General features: G+C 36.3%; 14 protein-coding genes, 1 pseudogene and 2 CRISPR repeat arrays. All 15 genes and pseudogenes read left to right on the top strand.

From position 1 onward, the window contains the following. Window positions 1-50: 50 nt before the first annotated feature. Window positions 51-1,403: a phosphoglucosamine mutase gene (glmM, locus tag CCC20_RS02130; RefSeq protein WP_003065567.1), complete on the top strand. Its 1,353-nt coding sequence runs from the start codon at window positions 51-53 to the stop codon at window positions 1,401-1,403. A gap of 105 nt (window positions 1,404-1,508) precedes the next feature. Next, window positions 1,509-2,639 carry a radical SAM family heme chaperone HemW gene (gene hemW, locus CCC20_RS02125; RefSeq protein ID WP_287178832.1) on the top strand — a complete coding sequence of 377 codons (1,131 nt, stop codon included), beginning with the start codon at window positions 1,509-1,511 and terminating at the stop codon, window positions 2,637-2,639. Window positions 2,640-2,643: 4 nt separating this feature from the next. After that, a complete protein-coding gene (locus CCC20_RS02120) occupies window positions 2,644-3,372 on the top strand; it encodes an acyl-ACP thioesterase domain-containing protein (RefSeq protein ID WP_003065563.1) in 729 nt (242 codons plus the stop codon). Further along, window positions 3,372-3,995, top strand: a complete 624-nt coding sequence (locus CCC20_RS02115; RefSeq protein WP_013852053.1) for an NUDIX hydrolase N-terminal domain-containing protein — start codon at window positions 3,372-3,374, stop codon at window positions 3,993-3,995. Before CCC20_RS02120 ends, CCC20_RS02115 begins: the two co-directional genes overlap by 1 nt. Before the next feature lie 60 nt (window positions 3,996-4,055). Further along, entirely contained in the window at window positions 4,056-4,829 is a 774-nt protein-coding gene (locus CCC20_RS02110; protein WP_013852052.1) for a TIGR01457 family HAD-type hydrolase, read from the top strand. Continuing rightward, on the top strand, window positions 4,819-5,499 hold the full coding sequence (locus CCC20_RS02105) for a TIGR01906 family membrane protein (protein WP_285394810.1): 681 nt from the start codon (window positions 4,819-4,821) through the stop codon (window positions 5,497-5,499). Before CCC20_RS02110 ends, CCC20_RS02105 begins: the two co-directional genes overlap by 11 nt. A gap of 1 nt (window position 5,500) precedes the next feature. Then, window positions 5,501-5,671 (top strand): hypothetical protein, encoded by a 171-nt coding sequence (locus CCC20_RS02100; RefSeq protein WP_003065554.1) that lies wholly within the window; start codon window positions 5,501-5,503, stop codon window positions 5,669-5,671. A 554-nt stretch (window positions 5,672-6,225) separates the two neighbouring features. Continuing rightward, a complete protein-coding gene (gene cas9 / locus CCC20_RS02095) occupies window positions 6,226-10,362 on the top strand; it encodes a type II CRISPR RNA-guided endonuclease Cas9 (protein WP_270620196.1) in 4,137 nt (1,378 codons plus the stop codon). Continuing rightward, entirely contained in the window at window positions 10,362-11,228 is an 867-nt protein-coding gene (gene cas1 / locus CCC20_RS02090) for a type II CRISPR-associated endonuclease Cas1 (protein WP_270620197.1), read from the top strand. Before cas9 ends, cas1 begins: the two co-directional genes overlap by 1 nt. After that, window positions 11,225-11,569 (top strand): CRISPR-associated endonuclease Cas2, encoded by a 345-nt coding sequence (gene cas2, locus CCC20_RS02085; protein WP_270620198.1) that lies wholly within the window; start codon window positions 11,225-11,227, stop codon window positions 11,567-11,569. Before cas1 ends, cas2 begins: the two co-directional genes overlap by 4 nt. Then, window positions 11,559-12,221 (top strand): type II-A CRISPR-associated protein Csn2, encoded by a 663-nt coding sequence (csn2, locus tag CCC20_RS02080; RefSeq protein ID WP_003065546.1) that lies wholly within the window; start codon window positions 11,559-11,561, stop codon window positions 12,219-12,221. Before cas2 ends, csn2 begins: the two co-directional genes overlap by 11 nt. A 94-nt stretch (window positions 12,222-12,315) precedes the next feature. Next, window positions 12,316-12,521, top strand: a pseudogene (locus CCC20_RS02075) (type II toxin-antitoxin system HicA family toxin). Continuing rightward, complete coding sequence (locus CCC20_RS02070; protein ID WP_270620205.1) at window positions 12,515-12,895, top strand: type II toxin-antitoxin system HicB family antitoxin; 381 nt, start codon at window positions 12,515-12,517, stop codon at window positions 12,893-12,895. The pseudogene CCC20_RS02075 and the gene CCC20_RS02070 overlap by 7 nt, the downstream one beginning before the upstream one ends. A gap of 132 nt (window positions 12,896-13,027) precedes the next feature. Next, window positions 13,028-13,723: a CRISPR direct-repeat array (repeat unit 36 nt). 141 nt (window positions 13,724-13,864) lie between these two features. Next, on the top strand, window positions 13,865-14,281 hold the full coding sequence (gene ndk / locus CCC20_RS02065) for a nucleoside-diphosphate kinase (RefSeq protein WP_058692365.1): 417 nt from the start codon (window positions 13,865-13,867) through the stop codon (window positions 14,279-14,281). Between the two features lie 82 nt (window positions 14,282-14,363). Continuing rightward, window positions 14,364-15,324: direct repeats of the CRISPR family, unit length 36 nt; unit sequence GTTTTAGAGCTGTGTTGTTTCGAATGGTTCCAAAAC. A gap of 164 nt (window positions 15,325-15,488) precedes the next feature. Next, complete coding sequence (gene lepA / locus CCC20_RS02060) at window positions 15,489-17,324, top strand: translation elongation factor 4 (protein WP_003065532.1); 1,836 nt, start codon at window positions 15,489-15,491, stop codon at window positions 17,322-17,324. Window positions 17,325-17,334: the final 10 nt, after the last annotated feature.

Below are 17,334 nucleotides of genomic sequence, written 5' to 3'. Positions count from 1 at the left end.
TTAGGAAATGAATTTAGTAATGGAGGAAGCGATTTTTCGCTAGTAGAATAATGGGAAAATATTTTGGTACAGATGGTGTTCGTGGAGAAGCAAATGTCGAATTGACACCTGAATTGGCGTTTAAATTGGGACGTTTTGGTGGCTATGTTCTTAGTCAGCATGAAACAGGACGTCCAAAAGTATTTGTGGCACGTGATACACGTATTTCAGGAGAATTGTTAGAATCTGCCTTGGTTGCTGGGCTTCTTTCTGTTGGGATTGAAGTTTACAAACTTGGTGTTTTAGCAACTCCAGGGGTATCTTACCTAGTTCGTACAGAAAAAGCGAGCGCCGGTGTCATGATTTCAGCTAGTCACAATCCTGCATTGGATAATGGGATTAAATTCTTCGGTGGCGATGGTTTTAAATTGGCTGATGACCAAGAAGACGAAATCGAAGCATTACTTGATGCTCCAGAAGATACGCTTCCACGCCCTTCAGCTGAAGGTTTAGGAACATTAGTTGACTATCCAGAAGGACTTCGTAAATACGAAAAATTTCTTGTTTCAACAGGTGTTAGCTTGGAAGGGATGAAAGTTGCCCTTGATACCGCTAACGGAGCTGCTTCTGTATCAGCGCGTGATGTTTTCTTGGATTTGGATGCTGATATTACTGTTATCGGTGAAAAGCCAGACGGTCTTAACATCAATGATGGCGTTGGGTCAACTCATCCAGAACAATTGCAAGAATTGGTTAAAGAATCTGGCGCAGCAGTTGGTTTGGCATTCGACGGTGATAGCGACCGTTTGATTGCTGTTGATGAAAATGGCGACATTGTTGACGGTGATAAAGTCATGTACATTATCGGCAAATATTTATCAGAACGTGGACAATTAGCTCACAACACTATCGTTACAACGGTTATGTCAAACCTTGGTTTCCACAAGGCGCTTGACCGTGAAGGGATTAACAAAGCGATTACAGCAGTTGGTGACCGTTACGTTGTTGAAGAAATGCGTAAATCTGGTTACAACCTTGGTGGTGAACAATCAGGTCATGTTATCATCATGGACTATAACACAACAGGTGATGGTCAGTTAACAGCTATTCAATTGGCAAAAGTGATGAAAGAAACTGGCAAATCACTTTCTGAATTAGCTTCCGAAGTTACTATTTACCCACAAAAATTAGTGAATATTCGTGTTGAAAATAGCATGAAGAGCAAAGCCATGGAAGTACCAGCTATCGCTGATATTATCAGCAAAATGGAAGCTGAAATGAATGGCAATGGTCGTATTTTAGTGCGTCCAAGTGGTACTGAACCGCTTCTTCGTGTCATGGCAGAAGCACCAACGGATGAAGAAGTAAGCTATTACGTGGATACCATTGCTGACGTTGTTCGTAAAGAAATCGGTATTGACTAAAATCATTTTCATAAAAAAAGGAGTATGGGAAATGCGTTTTGCCTGCTCCTTTTCTTTCGTAATAAAGTCATTGGTTATCCTTCGTAAAAATGTTATAATAGCGTCATGTTAACAAAACCAACATCAGCTTATGTCCATATACCATTTTGTACGCAGATTTGTTATTATTGTGATTTTTCAAAAGTATTTATCAAAAATCAGCCTGTTGACGATTATTTGCAGGCTCTTATTCGTGAATTTGAGAGTTATGATATTGAACAATTGCGGACCTTATATATCGGAGGTGGAACGCCAACCTCAATTACCGCGCAGCAATTGGATTATTTGCTGACGAATTTGACAAAGCATTTAGATTTGAGCGTATTAGAAGAATTTACCATTGAAGCAAATCCTGGGGATTTGACGGATGACAAGATTGAAGTGTTGAAGAAATCTGCTGTTAATCGTGTGTCGCTTGGTGTTCAGACTTTTAATGATAAGCAATTAAAGAGAATTGGGCGTAGCCACAATGAATCGCAAATTTATTCGACGATTGACCATTTGAAAACAGCAGGCTTTGACAATATTTCGATTGATTTAATTTATGCGCTTCCTGGTCAGACAATGGAAGATGTTAAGGAAAATGTTGCTAAGGCGATAGCGCTGGATATTCCTCATTTGAGTTTGTATAGTTTGATTTTAGAACATCACACGGTTTTCATGAATAAAATGCGTCGTGGAAAATTGAATTTGCCCCAAGAAGACCTTGAGGCGGAAATGTTTGAGTACATTATTGCTGAATTGGAAGCTAATGGCTTTGAGCATTATGAAATTTCTAATTTTACCAAGCCAGGTTTTGAAAGTCGTCATAATTTGATGTACTGGGATAATGCAGAATATTATGGTGTCGGTGCTGGGGCGTCTGGGTATTTAAACGGTGTTCGTTATCGTAACCGTGGGCCGATTCAACATTATTTAAAGGCTGTTTCTGAAGGAAATGCTAGGTTGTCAGAGGAGGTCTTGACTAAGGACGAAATGATGGAAGAAGAACTTTTCTTGGGCTTGCGTAAGAAATCTGGCGTTTCCATTGCAAAATTTGAAGAAAAGTTTGGCGTGTCTTTTGAAGAACGTTATGGTCAGATCGTGACAGAACTTTGTCAGCATGAGCTTTTGGTGCCAGATGATGAGGTGGTTCGAATGACTAAAAAAGGTCTCTTTTTAGGAGACACGGTAGCAGAGAGATTTATATTGGAGTAGTGACATGGGATTAAGTTATCAAGAAAATTATCAAGTACCTTTTTACGAAAGTGACATTAATCACAACATGAAATTGCCGCAACTTTTATCGTTAGTGTTGCAAGTTTCAGGGAAACAGTCACTTAGTCTGGGGATGAGTGATGATTATATTTATCAAACGTACAATCTTGTTTGGATTATCACAGAGTATGCGATTGAAATCGAGCGTTTGCCAAAATATACTGAAAATATCGTGATTGAAACGGTACCTACGGCTTATAATAAGCTCTTTTGTTACCGTGATTTCAATGTTTATGGTGAATCTGGTGATAAAATCATGACGATTCATTCGACTTTTGTCCTCATGGATTATGATAGCAGAAAGGTTCACCCTGTTATTGATGAAATTGTTGACGTTTATGACGTTGAAAAGATTAAAAAAATCGATCGTGGTCCTCGTTACGAAAGCTTGGAAATTCCAGAAGAAACAACCTATCACGTTCGCTTTTTTGATCTTGATTTAAATGGTCATGTTAACAATAGCAAATACCTTGAATGGATGTATGATGTGTTGGACGTGGCGTTTTTAGAGGAACACATTCCGCACTGCATTAATCTCAAATACGTGAAAGAAGTCCATTATGGGCATGATATTAAATCACGTGTTGAAACAGATGGTTTGATAACAAAACATGAAATTGTTACCCAAGGTGTTGTTCATGCACAAGCTCGCATCGAGTGGAAGGAAAAATAATGACTGTTGATGATAAGAAATGGGTTGATTGGCTTGTTCGCTTGCAATCCTTAGCACAAGCAGGGCTAGCTTATGGTCGCGATAAGTATGATATTGAACGTTTTGAGGAAATTCGAGAGATTTCAGTTGCAATGATGGCTGAATTATCGCAGTTACCAGCTCAGAAAGTAGCTGATTTGTTTGCTAACGAAACGGGCTATCAAACACCAAAAATTGATACACGCGCAGCTATTTTTCAAGATGACAAGATTTTACTAGTGCAAGAAGCTAATGGAAAGTGGGCGCTGCCAGGTGGTTGGTGTGATGTTGACCAATCTGTGGCGGAAAACACGCTTAAAGAGGTGAAAGAAGAAGCTGGACTTGATGTGCAATTGGAGCGCGTGATTGCTATTCAAGACCGTGAAAAACACAATCAACCAGTTTCTGCTCACAAGATTTGTAAGATTTTTTCATTATGCCATGCCAAAGGTGGGCAGTTTACAAAAAATTTAGAAACGATAGCAAGTGGGTATTTTGCGTGTGACAACCTGCCTGATCTTGCTGAATCTAAGACAACGAAAGAGCAGATTGCGATGTGCTTTACTGCTTATCACGATGAGAATTGGAAAACACTAATTGACTAAGGATAGTCAGAGAATTTTTAGCTAGAAAGTCTTTTTGGTGTTGTAAAAATGGAGGAAAGAATGACTTATAAAGGCTATTTGATTGATTTAGATGGAACAATTTACAAAGGGAAAAATCGTATTCCTGCTGGGGAACGTTTTATTCAACGTCTGCAAGAACGCAATATTCCTTATGTTTTGGTGACGAATAATACGACACGCACACCAGAAAAAGTTCAAGAAATGCTTGCGACACAATTCAATGTGCATACACCGCTTGAAACGATTTATACAGCAACAATGGCGACGATTGATTACATGAATGACATGAATCGTGGAAAAACAGTTTATGTGATTGGTGAAACGGGTTTGAAAACAGCTATTGCTGAGGCTGGCTATGTTGAAGATACTGAAAATCCAGCATATGTGGTTGTCGGACTAGATACGCAACTAACTTATGAAATGCTTGCCATTGCAACGCTTGCCATTCAAAAAGGAGCAGTCTTTATTGGAACGAATCCTGATTTGAATATCCCAACGGAGCGTGGGTTAATGCCAGGGGCTGGTTCGATTAATAAACTCTTGGAGACTGCAACACGTGTGCAACCAGTCTTTATTGGCAAACCAAATGCGATTATCATGAATAAAGCTTTGGATGTTCTGGGAGTTAAACGTGAAGAAGCTATCATGGTTGGTGATAATTATTTAACAGATATTATGGCAGGAATTCAAAATGATATTGCTACTTTGCTTGTGACGACTGGTTTCACCAAACCAGAAGAAGTGCCTACCCTTCCAGTGAAACCTGACCATGTCCTTGCTAGCTTAGATGAATGGAATTTTGATGAAAAATAAACTTTGGACGTTTAGTACTTGGCTCTGGCTCCTTGCTCTAGCTGTCTTGGTAGCTATTTATGGTGCTTGGCTGATTTACCCTTTGGAAGTTGATTGGCTCAAACTAACCCTTCAGGTCACGATTACCAAAGACGACCTCTTGAAAAACTTTAATATTCTGATGACCTATCTGACCAATCCACTTTCGCACACCCTTTCTATGCCAGATTTCCCGTCATCAATAGACGGGCTCAAGCATTTTCGTGACGTTAAGCATTTATTTCACTTAGCGCAAGCTGTTTTTGTGGTGCTGCTGTATCCGTCTTGGCGTTTTTGGAAAATTAGCAGAGCTGAAAAATCACTTTTTCTACATCGAAGAGCGTTTACTTTGGCAGCTATTTTGCCTGTGCTAATTGCAGTAGCAGGATTGCTGATTGGCTTTGACCAATTTTTTACGCTATTTCATGAAGTGCTTTTCCCTGGTGATTCAACATGGCTGTTCAACCCAGCCACAGACCCAATTATCTGGGTTTTACCAGAGGAATTTTTCTTGCATTGTTTTATCATTTTCTTTGTCACTTACGAAGTTATTATGATTGGCTTGCTTGTCATTGCTCGCCGTCAATTGGCTAAACGTCTGCACGACCAACAGAAACATCCGAAAACCACTAAGGTAGAAAGGAACGATTAAGATGTCCCTTGCATGGTATTATTGGCTATTATTTGCAGTTTCGTGGCTGTTTGCCATTCTTCTTTGGATTAAATCAACGACTATCCCTCAAAAATGGCTGGAAGCCCTCTTTGTAATTTGTGGCTTAATTGCCTTTGCCCTCCCATTTTTCTGGGGTTGGTTGGTGAGCTAAATGAAATATAAAAACAGAAAAACAAGCGCCTTGAAAACGCTTGTTTTTTTATATTTTAAAGAGTAAAATAAAATTACTTAGTTTTGTTGCCATTATCTGTAAGGGCACAAAAAAACGCACCCGAATCGGGTGCCAAAATGTGTACGGACAAAGCCTTATTTTAACTTGCTGTGTTGTTTCGAATAGTTCCAACAAACATATTATATAATAATTACTTATTATTTACAAGTGATATTATATAGAAATTGTTAAAGCTATAAAACGCACAACTCTAAAACTAAAATACAACTCCTATTTTATTCTATCAAAATTTTATATTAATATCACTATTTATTTGATTTTTAAAAATTAAATGGTATACTTCAATTAAAATAAGTTGTATTTTAAGGAGACCGAAATGATAAGAATCAAATTTGGCAAGGATAAACTTATAATTTTAACTGAATTACTAAAATTTTTGAAAAGTTTTATAGATTTGATAAAAATTTTTACTTCTTAAAAAAACTTTTTTTTTATAAATCTTTTTATCTTCAATACTTCAGAGGAGGAAAATTATGACTAAGAAAAATTATTCAATCGGACTTGACATAGGTACTAATAGCGTAGGTTGGGCTGTGATTACTGATGATTACAAAGTTCCAGCTAAAAAGATGAAAGTTTTAGGAAATACTGATAAAAAGTATATCAAGAAAAACTTACTAGGTGCGTTATTATTTGATAGCGGAGAGACTGCTGAAGCGACTCGTTTGAAACGTACAGCTCGACGTCGTTATACGCGTCGTAAAAATCGTTTGCGTTACCTACAAGAAATTTTTGCTGATGAAATGGCAAAAGTTGATGAAAGTTTCTTTCAACGTTTGGATGAATCTTTCTTGAGATGGGATGATGATAATAAAAAATTGGGGCGTTATCCAATTTTTGGGAACAAAGCAGATGTGGTTAAGTATCATCAAGAGTTTCCTACAATCTATCATTTGCGAAAACATCTTGCAGATTCATCTGAAAAAGCAGATTTACGCTTGGTTTATCTTGCTTTAGCTCATATGATTAAATTCCGTGGACATTTCTTAATTGAGGGTGAATTGAACGCTGAAAATACAGATGTTCAAAAAATATTTTCTGATTTCGTAAGAGTGTATGATAGAACATTTGATGATAGTCACTTATCAGAAATTACGGTTGATGCTGCAAGTATTTTGACAGAAAAAATTAGCAAATCACGTCGTTTAGAGAATCTTATTAAATACTACCCAACAGAAAAGAAAAATACTTTATTTGGAAATCTTATTGCTTTGGCTTTAGGATTACAGCCTAATTTTAAAATGAATTTCAAATTATCTGAAGATGCTAAGTTGCAATTTTCTAAAGATTCCTATAACGAAGATTTAGAAGAGTTACTTGGGAAAATTGGAGACGATTATGCAGATTTATTTACTTCAGCTAAAAATCTTTATGATGCAATCTTACTTTCAGGTATCTTAACTGTTGATGATAATTCAACTAAAGCTCCTTTATCAGCTTCGATGATTAAACGCTATGCAGAACATCATGAAGATTTAGAAAAACTAAAAGAATTCATTAAGGCAAATAAATCTGAGTTGTATCACGATATTTTTAAAGATGAAACCAAAAATGGTTATGCGGGTTATATTGAAAATGGTGTCAAGCAGGATGAATTCTATAAATATTTAAAAAATACTCTCTCTAAAATTGCTGGAAGTGATTATTTCCTAGATAAAATTGAACGTGAAGATTTCTTAAGAAAACAAAGAACATTTGATAATGGTTCGATTCCGCACCAAATTCATTTACAAGAAATGCATGCAATTTTGCGCCGTCAAGGTGATTATTACCCATTTCTAAAAGAGAACCAAGATAGAATTGAAAAAATCTTGACTTTTAGAATCCCTTACTATGTCGGTCCGTTAGCACGAAAAGATAGCCGATTTTCATGGGCAGAATATCATTCAGATGAGAAGATTACACCGTGGAACTTCGATAAGGTAATTGATAAAGAAAAGTCAGCTGAAAAATTTATTACACGCATGACTTTAAATGATTTGTATTTACCAGAGGAGAAAGTTCTACCAAAACACAGTCATGTATATGAAACATATGTGGTTTATAATGAATTAACCAAAATTAAGTATGTCAATGAGCAAGGAAAAGATTCTTTCTTTGATTCAAATATGAAACAAGAAATCTTTGACCATGTTTTTAAAGAAAATCGCAAAGTTACCAAGGAAAAACTTTTAAATTACCTTAATAAAGAATTTCCTGAATATCGTATTAAAGATTTAATTGGACTTGATAAAGAAAATAAATCTTTCAATGCTAGTCTTGGAACTTACCATGATTTGAAAAAGATTTTGGATAAAGCTTTCTTGGATGATAAAGTAAATGAAGAAGTCATTGAAGATATTATTAAAACGTTAACTTTGTTTGAAGATAAAGATATGATTCATGAACGTCTTCAAAAATATAGTGATATTTTTACAGCTGATCAATTGAAAAAACTTGAACGACGTCATTATACTGGTTGGGGACGTTTGTCATATAAATTAATTAACGGTATTCGTAATAAAGAAAATAATAAGACCATTCTTGATTATCTGATTGATGATGGTTCTGCTAATCGTAACTTTATGCAGTTAATTAACGATGATACATTACCATTTAAACAAATCATCCAAAAATCGCAAGTTGTTGGTGATGTCGATGATATTGAAGCTGTTGTTCATGATTTACCTGGAAGTCCTGCTATTAAAAAAGGTATTCTACAAAGTGTCAAAATCGTTGATGAGCTAGTTAAAGTGATGGGAGATAATCCTGATAATATTGTTATTGAAATGGCGCGTGAAAATCAAACAACTAATAGAGGAAGAAGCCAATCCCAACAACGTTTGAAAAAACTTCAGAACTCATTAAAAGAGTTAGGAAGTAATATTCTTAATGAGGAAAAACCGTCATATATTGAAGATAAGGTTGAAAATAGTCATCTTCAAAATGATCAACTCTTCCTTTACTACATTCAAAATGGTAAAGATATGTACACTGGTGATGAGTTGGATATTGACCATCTAAGCGATTATGATATTGACCACATTATTCCTCAAGCCTTTATTAAGGATGACTCTATTGATAATCGAGTACTAACAAGTTCTGCTAAAAATCGAGGTAAATCAGATGATGTACCAAGTCTTGATATTGTTCGTGCTAGAAAGGCAGAATGGGTTCGATTGTATAAATCAGGACTAATCTCTAAACGTAAATTTGATAATTTAACGAAAGCCGAACGTGGTGGATTGACTGAAGCAGATAAGGCTGGCTTTATTAAACGTCAATTGGTTGAAACACGTCAAATCACAAAACATGTGGCACAAATTTTAGATGCTCGTTTCAATACAGAAAGTGATGAAAATGACAAGGTGATTCGTGATGTGAAAGTCATTACTTTAAAATCAAATCTGGTTTCACAATTCCGAAAAGATTTTGAATTTTACAAAGTTCGCGAGATCAATGATTATCATCATGCTCATGATGCTTATCTTAATGCAGTTGTTGGAACAGCATTATTGAAAAAATATCCTAAATTAGCTTCTGAATTTGTATATGGTGAGTATAAAAAATATGATGTTCATAAACTTATTGCCAAATCTTCTGATGACCATTCTGAAATGGGTAAAGCAACAGCAAAATATTTCTTCTATTCAAATTTGATGAATTTCTTTAAAACTAAGGTTAAATATGCGGATGGCAGAGTCTTTGAACGACCAGATATTGAGACAAATGCTGACGGTGAAATTGCTTGGAATAAGCAAATTGACTTTGAAAAAGTTCGAAAAGTTTTATCCTATCCACAAGTCAATATTGTTAAAAAGGTTGAGACTCAGACGGGAGGATTCTCAAAAGAATCAATTTTACCTAAAGGTGACTCTGATAAATTAATTCCACGAAAGACAAAAAAAGCTTATTGGGATACTAAAAAATATGGTGGTTTTGATAGTCCAACAGTAGCTTATTCTGTTTTTGTTGTAGCTGACGTCGAAAAAGGTAAAGCTAAGAAATTGAAAACTGTAAAAGAGCTAGTTGGTATTTCTATCATGGAACGTTCTTTCTTTGAAGAAAATCCAGTTGAATTCTTAGAAAATAAAGGATATCACAATATTCGAGAAGATAAATTAATAAAACTTCCAAAATACAGTCTTTTTGAATTTGAGGGGGGAAGAAGACGTTTATTAGCTAGTGCTTCAGAACTTCAAAAAGGAAATGAAATGGTGCTTCCAGGACATTTAGTAGAATTGCTTTATCATGCTCATCGAGGTGATAGTTTTAATAGCAATGAACATTTAAAATATGTTAGTGCGCATAAGAAAGAATTTGAAGAGGCCTTATCTTGTGTAGAAAACTTTGCTAACTTATATGTTGATGTTGAAAAAAATTTAAGCAAAATTAGAGCAGCTGCAGATAGTATGGATAACTTCTCAATTGAGGAAATTTCAAATTCATTTATTAATTTATTAACATTGACTGCATTAGGTGCGCCAGCTGATTTCAATTTCCTTGGTGAAAAAATTCCACGTAAACGCTATACTTCGACTAAAGAATGTCTTAATGCCACCCTTATCCACCAATCTATCACTGGTCTTTATGAAACACGTATTGATTTGAGTAAAATAGGAGATGAGTAATGGGATGGCGTACGGTTATTGTTAATGAGCATTCTAAATTGTCGTATAAGAATAATCATTTGATTTTTAAAGATGCTTATCATACTGAAATGATTCATCTGGAAGAGATTGATATTCTGTTGCTTGAAACGACGAATATTGTGTTGACGACGATGTTGATTGAACGCTTAGTCGAGAGAAATATTTTAATTATTTTTTGTGATGAAAAACGTTTGCCAACTGCAATGCTGACGCCTTACTATGGACGCCACGATTCTAGTTTACAGCTGACAAATCAAATTGCTTGGGACGATGATGTCAAATGTGATGTTTGGACAACAATTATTGCCCAGAAAATATTAAATCAAAGCATATATCTTGGTGAGTGTTCTTTCTTTGAAAAATCTCAATCTATTATGGAGTTATATCGCGGCTTAGAGTCTTTTGATCCCAGTAATCGTGAGGGACATTCTGCAAGAATTTATTTTAATACCTTGTTTGGAAATGATTTCTCGCGTGAACAGGATAATGACATTAATGCTGGATTAGACTATGGATATACTTTGTTGTTGAGCATGTTTGCGCGTGAATTAGTTGTTTGTGGTTGTATGACGCAATTTGGCTTAAAACATGCTAACCAATTCAACCAGTTTAATCTGGCTAGTGATATCATGGAGCCATTTCGTCCAATTGTTGATAGAATTGTGTATGAAAATCGTAACGCTTCTTTTGTTAAAATTAAACGCGAATTGTTTACGATGTTTGATGAAACCTACTCTTATAACCATAAAGAAATGTTCCTAAACAATATCGTTAGTGATTATACAAAGAAAGTGATTAAAGCTCTAAATCATGGTGGGAAAGGGGTTCCTGAATTTAGGATATGAGTTATCGATATATGCGAATGATTTTAATGTTTGATATGCCAATCGAAACAGCAGAAGAACGAAAAGCCTATCGTAAATTTCGAAAGTTTTTATTGAGTGAAGGCTTTATCATGCACCAATTTTCGGTTTATAGCAAATTGTTATTAAATAATTCTGCCAATAAAGCCATGATTGATAGGTTGCAAGTCAATAATCCTAAAAAAGGAAGCATCACACTTTTGACAGTGACTGAAAAACAGTTTGCTCGTATGATTTATTTGAATGGTGAGAGAAATACCAGCGTCGCCAATTCTGATAGACGTCTTGTATTTCTTGGAGAGGATTATAGCGATGAAGATTAATTTTCCCATACTTGACGAACCAATTGAAATTCTTGATGCAACTATTTTAACGGTTGAAGATGTTACTGTATTTTCAAATCTTGTTAGGGAATTCTATTCTTACTCTGAAGAATGCGACTTGAAGTTGTTTGATGAGAAATTACGGTCTTTAAAAGTCTCAGAATTACTTTTGGTGACAGATATTTTCGGATTTGATATTAATTCACAGTCAATGCTAAAACTCATTCATGCTGATTTGGAGAGTCAATTAAATGACAAACCAGAAGTGAAATCAATGATTGAGCAGTTGGCAAACACCATTACAGAGTTGCTCTCGTATGAGTGTTTGGAAAATGAGTTGGACTTGGAATATGATAAAATTACCATTTTAGAACTTATTAAAGCTCTTGGTGTGAAATTTGAAACACAGAGTGATACTATTTTCGAAAAATGCTTTGAAATTCTTCAAGTTTATAATTATCTTAGTAAGAAGAAATTGTTAATTTTTGTTAATAGTGGGGCTTATTTAACCAAAAATGAAATGGAAAAACTAATAGAGTATATCAAGCTTTCAAATCAAAAAGTACTTTTTCTAGAGCCGAGAATACTTTATGATTTTCCGCAATATGTGTTGGATAGTGATTATTTTTTGATAGCAGAAAATATAAATTAAATGTGAATAATAAGGCATCTACTAAAAAAGTAGGTGCCTTTTCTTATAATTTGATAAATGCGCATAATATTTATATAACAAGGGATTGGAGAGAGTGTCGTTAACAAGCAGAGAGTTAGCAAAACTTGCTGTGTTAAAAGTGTGGAAAGAAGTTCGTGTAAAGGGGAGTTATCATCAGTTCAAAAAGAATAGAGTACTGTATTTTTTACGATTCCAATTCATGGAAACAAGGTGTTAGGAGCAGGTTTGAAAAAGAAAATGTTAAAAGACATAGGGCTATACAAGAGGTTTTTCTGTTAAAATCATATCCAGCAATTTTTCACAAAGAAGATGATGGAAGTTTTTGGGTAGAATTTCCAGGATATAGTGGTGGTACCGAAGGTGATGACGTCGAAGAAGCGATGAAAAATGCTCGAGAAATGTTAGAAAGCTCATTGGCTGCTTATTTAGATGAAGGGTTAGAGCTTCCAAAAGTTGTTGATATGAGTGAATTATCAGTTGAAGTTGGTTTTATTACTTTAATTCAAGCAGCCTCTTCCCCATATTTAAAAAGTACCAAAGCCATTCGAAAAAATGTTACGGTTCCAGAATGGTTAGTCAGATTCGCTGATCGAGAATATGTTAATTATTCAGAAGGTTTGGCACAAGTTTTAGAGAAAAAATTAAAGCTTTAAATTGCTATAAACGTTGTAAAATCAAGGTTTTTTAGGTATAATATAGTTAAAAATAATGAACTATTCGAGGCTGAAGTCTAGCTGAGACGAATGGCGCGATTACGAAATTTTGTGAGAAAAATGGTCCACGAGGTTTTAGAGCTGTGCTGTTTCGAATGGTTCCAAAACATCATTGACCGTATTAATTTAATGGCTGGCGTTTTAGAGCTGTGCTGTTTCGAATGGTTCCAAAACCATTGCCATCGCTGAAGGTGCTAAATGGCTGTTTTAGAGCTGTGCTGTTTCGAATGGTTCCAAAACCATTCGTGCTGCTAACATTGCTATGAAAGAGTTTTAGAGCTGTGCTGTTTCGAATGGTTCCAAAACATCATCTGCTAAAAGAGGAATTGTCTTATTGTTTTAGAGCTGTGCTGTTTCGAATGGTTCCAAAACAAATTTGAAGTCTGCATGTTATACCTCCCAGTTTTAGAGCTGTGCTGTTTCGAATGGTTCCAAAACATATTTCAAGGTATAGAAAATGAGTACGAGGTTTTAGAGCTGTGCTGTTTCGAATGGTTCCAAAACACTTCTGAACCACCACTTTGGAATGAAATGGTTTTAGAGCTGTGCTGTTTCGAATGGTTCCAAAACGCAAGTAATCGAGACAATTGAGATGATTACGTTTTAGAGCTGTGCTGTTTCGAATGGTTCCAAAACTCGCGTTTTCCTACATCACCTAAAACAGTGGTTTTAGAGCTGTGCTGTTTCGAATGGTTCCAAAACAAGCAGACACCTACGAACGTCAGAATGGTTGTTTTAGAGCTGTGCTGTTTCGAATGGTTCCAAAACGTCTGGTATTTAGGATTGAGCAGAAATAGTATTCTCAGAAACGTACTAAATTTTAGTGAAAACGCCTTTCAATATTTTTCGAAAGTTTTCTTTTATGGTAAAATAAAAACTGAATTTATTTAGATAGGTTGGATTGTTTACATGGAAAAAACTTTCTTTATGATTAAACCAGATGGTGTGAAACGCGGGCTTGTTGGTGAAGTACTTCACCGTATTGAACGACGTGGTTTTACAATTGAAAAATTGGAGATGCGCATGGCAACCCCAGAATTATTAGAAAAACATTATGCTGATTTGGTTGACCGCCCATTTTTCCCACTAATCGTTGATTTTATGACAAGTGGTCCAGTAATTACTGGCGTTATGTCTGGAAATGAAGTCATCACTTCATGGCGTACAATGATGGGAGCGACAAATCCTAAAGAAGCTCTTCCAGGAACAATCCGCGGAGATTACGCTCAAGCCCCAGATGAGGATGGCGCAACATTTAACATCGTTCACGGTTCCGACTCACCAGAATCAGTTGAACGCGAAATCGCCCTCTGGTTTGGAGAATAAATAAAAGGAATTATTTCGAAGCTGAAGTCTAGCTGAGACAAATGGCGCGATTACGAAATTTCGTGAGAAAAATGGTCCACGAGGTTTTAGAGCTGTGTTGTTTCGAATGGTTCCAAAACTCGTACTGCTTTTCAACTTGTGCTAAAATAGTTTTAGAGCTGTGTTGTTTCGAATGGTTCCAAAACTCGAGCAAAGCTATTACAACTATTCGAACGGTTTTAGAGCTGTGTTGTTTCGAATGGTTCCAAAACCATTCGGCTACAAGCTTCACAACAGACACAGTTTTAGAGCTGTGTTGTTTCGAATGGTTCCAAAACGTATATTTATTTAGGTGAACCAGTAGGTCTGTTTTAGAGCTGTGTTGTTTCGAATGGTTCCAAAACTGGGCTTCGTTGGGCAGATAACGAAATTTAGTTTTAGAGCTGTGTTGTTTCGAATGGTTCCAAAACAACTCTAATGTAACTCCAGCCTGCTTCGATGTTTTAGAGCTGTGTTGTTTCGAATGGTTCCAAAACAAAAAGAAATCTTTGAAAAGACGTATAGAGGTTTTAGAGCTGTGTTGTTTCGAATGGTTCCAAAACAAAATTAATGCTTATTAGTCTTGAGGATAGGTTTTAGAGCTGTGTTGTTTCGAATGGTTCCAAAACTGATCATGCGCATACCATGCAAGATTGCGTGTTTTAGAGCTGTGTTGTTTCGAATGGTTCCAAAACTTGTTCAATCTCTAAACGTAAGTTTGTTTGGTTTTAGAGCTGTGTTGTTTCGAATGGTTCCAAAACATCCTGAAGGGAGGGTGGATACCACTAACCGTTTTAGAGCTGTGTTGTTTCGAATGGTTCCAAAACATATTATTCGGTGTTTGATGCGAAAGCTCTGTTTTAGAGCTGTGTTGTTTCGAATGGTTCCAAAACAGATAAGGCAGAAAAGCTTGCTGACTTTTTGTTTTAGAGCTGTGTTGTTTCGAATGGTTCCAAAACTTTACTTTTCAAGAATTGCATGTTGATTACGTTTTAGAGCTGTGTTGTTTCGAATGGTTCCAAAACTCATTCCTCCTAATTAGAGGTAGACCGTGTAGTTTTATAGCTGTGCTGTTTATTTTACCATCTTATGATGCTTTTTTCTTGAAATGACTTCTAAAACTTTTTATAGCAACGTTTCTGTTTATCTGTTATAATAGAAATAATGATTAATTGTATAGGATTGTAAGATGGATATTCAAGAATTAAAAAAACGACAAGAGAAGATTCGTAATTTCTCTATCATTGCACACATTGACCACGGGAAGTCAACTTTGGCTGACCGTATTTTGGAAAAAACTGAGACGGTTTCTAGTCGTGAAATGCAAGCTCAACTCTTGGATAGCATGGATTTGGAGCGTGAGCGTGGTATCACGATTAAGCTTAATGCGATTGAGTTGAACTACACGGCTAAAGACGGTGAAACCTACATTTTCCACTTGATTGACACCCCAGGACACGTTGACTTTTCATATGAAGTGTCACGTTCTTTGGCGGCTTGTGAGGGGGCAATTTTGGTTGTTGATGCGGCACAAGGTATCGAAGCTCAAACGCTTGCCAATGTTTACCTAGCCCTTGATAATGATTTGGAAATTCTGCCAGTTATCAATAAAATTGATTTGCCAGCAGCAGACCCGGAGCGTGTGCGTCAAGAAATCGAAGATGTGATTGGTCTTGATGCTTCAGAGGCTGTGCTTGCTTCAGCAAAAGCAGGTATCGGGATTGAAGAAATCCTTGAACAAATTGTTGAGTACGTGCCAGCGCCAGCAGGAGATGTTGAAGCACCGCTTCAAGCGCTTATCTTTGACTCTGTTTATGATGCTTACCGCGGGGTTATTCTGCAAGTTCGTATCGTTAATGGTATGGTAAAACCTGGTGATAAGATTCAATTGATGTCAAATGGTAAAACGTTTGATGTTACAGAAGTTGGTATCTTCACGCCGAAAGCTGTTGGACGTGATTTCTTAGCAACTGGTGATGTTGGTTATATCGCAGCATCAATCAAGACAGTTGCTGATACCCGTGTGGGTGATACAGTAACTCTTGCTGAAAATCCAGCAGAAGCACCGCTTCATGGTTACAAACAAATGAACCCAATGGTATTTGCTGGTCTTTACCCAATTGAATCAAATAAATACAATGACCTCCGTGAAGCACTTGAAAAATTACAATTGAACGATGCTAGTCTCCAATTCGAGCCTGAAACATCACAAGCCCTTGGCTTTGGTTTCCGTTGTGGTTTCCTTGGTTTGCTTCACATGGACGTTATCCAAGAACGTTTGGAACGTGAATTCAACATTGATTTGATTATGACAGCACCATCCGTTGTTTACCATGTTAACACGACTGATGGCGAAATGCTTGAGGTGTCAAATCCGTCTGAATTCCCAGACCCAACTAAGGTTGCAAGTATCGAAGAACCATATGTGAAAGCACAAATCATGGTTCCGCAAGAATTTGTCGGAGCAGTCATGGAACTTGCCCAACGCAAACGTGGCGACTTCGTGACAATGGATTACATTGATGAAAATCGTGTCAATGTCATTTACCAGATTCCGCTTGCTGAAATTGTCTTTGATTTCTTTGATAAATTGAAATCATCAACACGTGGTTATGCAAGTTTTGATTACGAAATTTCAGAATACCGTAAATCAAAATTGGTTAAAATGGATATTCTCCTTAACGGTGATAAAGTTGATGCGCTCAGCTTCATTGTTCACAACGAATTTGCTTATGAACGTGGTAAATTAATCGTTGAAAAACTCAAGAAAATCATTCCACGTCAACAATTCGAAGTGCCAATTCAAGCAGCTATCGGTCAAAAAATCGTTGCACGCTCAGATATTAAAGCTCTTCGTAAAAATGTGCTTGCTAAGTGTTACGGTGGTGACGTTTCTCGTAAACGTAAATTGCTTGAAAAACAAAAAGCAGGTAAAAAACGTATGAAAGCTATCGGTTCTGTTGAAGTGCCACAAGAAGCCTTCTTGTCAGTACTTTCAATGGATGACGATAACAGTAAAAAATAAAATGATTAGA

The organism is Streptococcus sp. LMAG:39 (assembly GCF_008680485.1).
GTDB classification, from domain to species: domain Bacteria; phylum Bacillota; class Bacilli; order Lactobacillales; family Streptococcaceae; genus Streptococcus; species Streptococcus pasteurianus.
Note: the sequence above shows the minus strand (reverse complement) of the source record. Positions and strands in the feature narration are given on the sequence as shown.

Coding starts and splice junctions, on each gene's coding strand:
- CCC20_RS02110 (WP_013852052.1), top strand. CDS start 4,056: ATGACTTATAAAGGCTATTTGATTGATTTAGATGGAACAATTTACAAA.
- ndk (WP_058692365.1), top strand. CDS start 13,865: ATGGAAAAAACTTTCTTTATGATTAAACCAGATGGTGTGAAACGCGGG.
- CCC20_RS02100 (WP_003065554.1), top strand. CDS start 5,501: ATGTCCCTTGCATGGTATTATTGGCTATTATTTGCAGTTTCGTGGCTG.
- cas2 (WP_270620198.1), top strand. CDS start 11,225: ATGAGTTATCGATATATGCGAATGATTTTAATGTTTGATATGCCAATC.
- csn2 (WP_003065546.1), top strand. CDS start 11,559: ATGAAGATTAATTTTCCCATACTTGACGAACCAATTGAAATTCTTGAT.
- cas9 (WP_270620196.1), top strand. CDS start 6,226: ATGACTAAGAAAAATTATTCAATCGGACTTGACATAGGTACTAATAGC.
- cas1 (WP_270620197.1), top strand. CDS start 10,362: ATGGGATGGCGTACGGTTATTGTTAATGAGCATTCTAAATTGTCGTAT.
- CCC20_RS02120 (WP_003065563.1), top strand. CDS start 2,644: ATGGGATTAAGTTATCAAGAAAATTATCAAGTACCTTTTTACGAAAGT.
- CCC20_RS02115 (WP_013852053.1), top strand. CDS start 3,372: ATGACTGTTGATGATAAGAAATGGGTTGATTGGCTTGTTCGCTTGCAA.
- CCC20_RS02105 (WP_285394810.1), top strand. CDS start 4,819: ATGAAAAATAAACTTTGGACGTTTAGTACTTGGCTCTGGCTCCTTGCT.
- hemW (WP_287178832.1), top strand. CDS start 1,509: ATGTTAACAAAACCAACATCAGCTTATGTCCATATACCATTTTGTACG.
- glmM (WP_003065567.1), top strand. CDS start 51: ATGGGAAAATATTTTGGTACAGATGGTGTTCGTGGAGAAGCAAATGTC.
- lepA (WP_003065532.1), top strand. CDS start 15,489: ATGGATATTCAAGAATTAAAAAAACGACAAGAGAAGATTCGTAATTTC.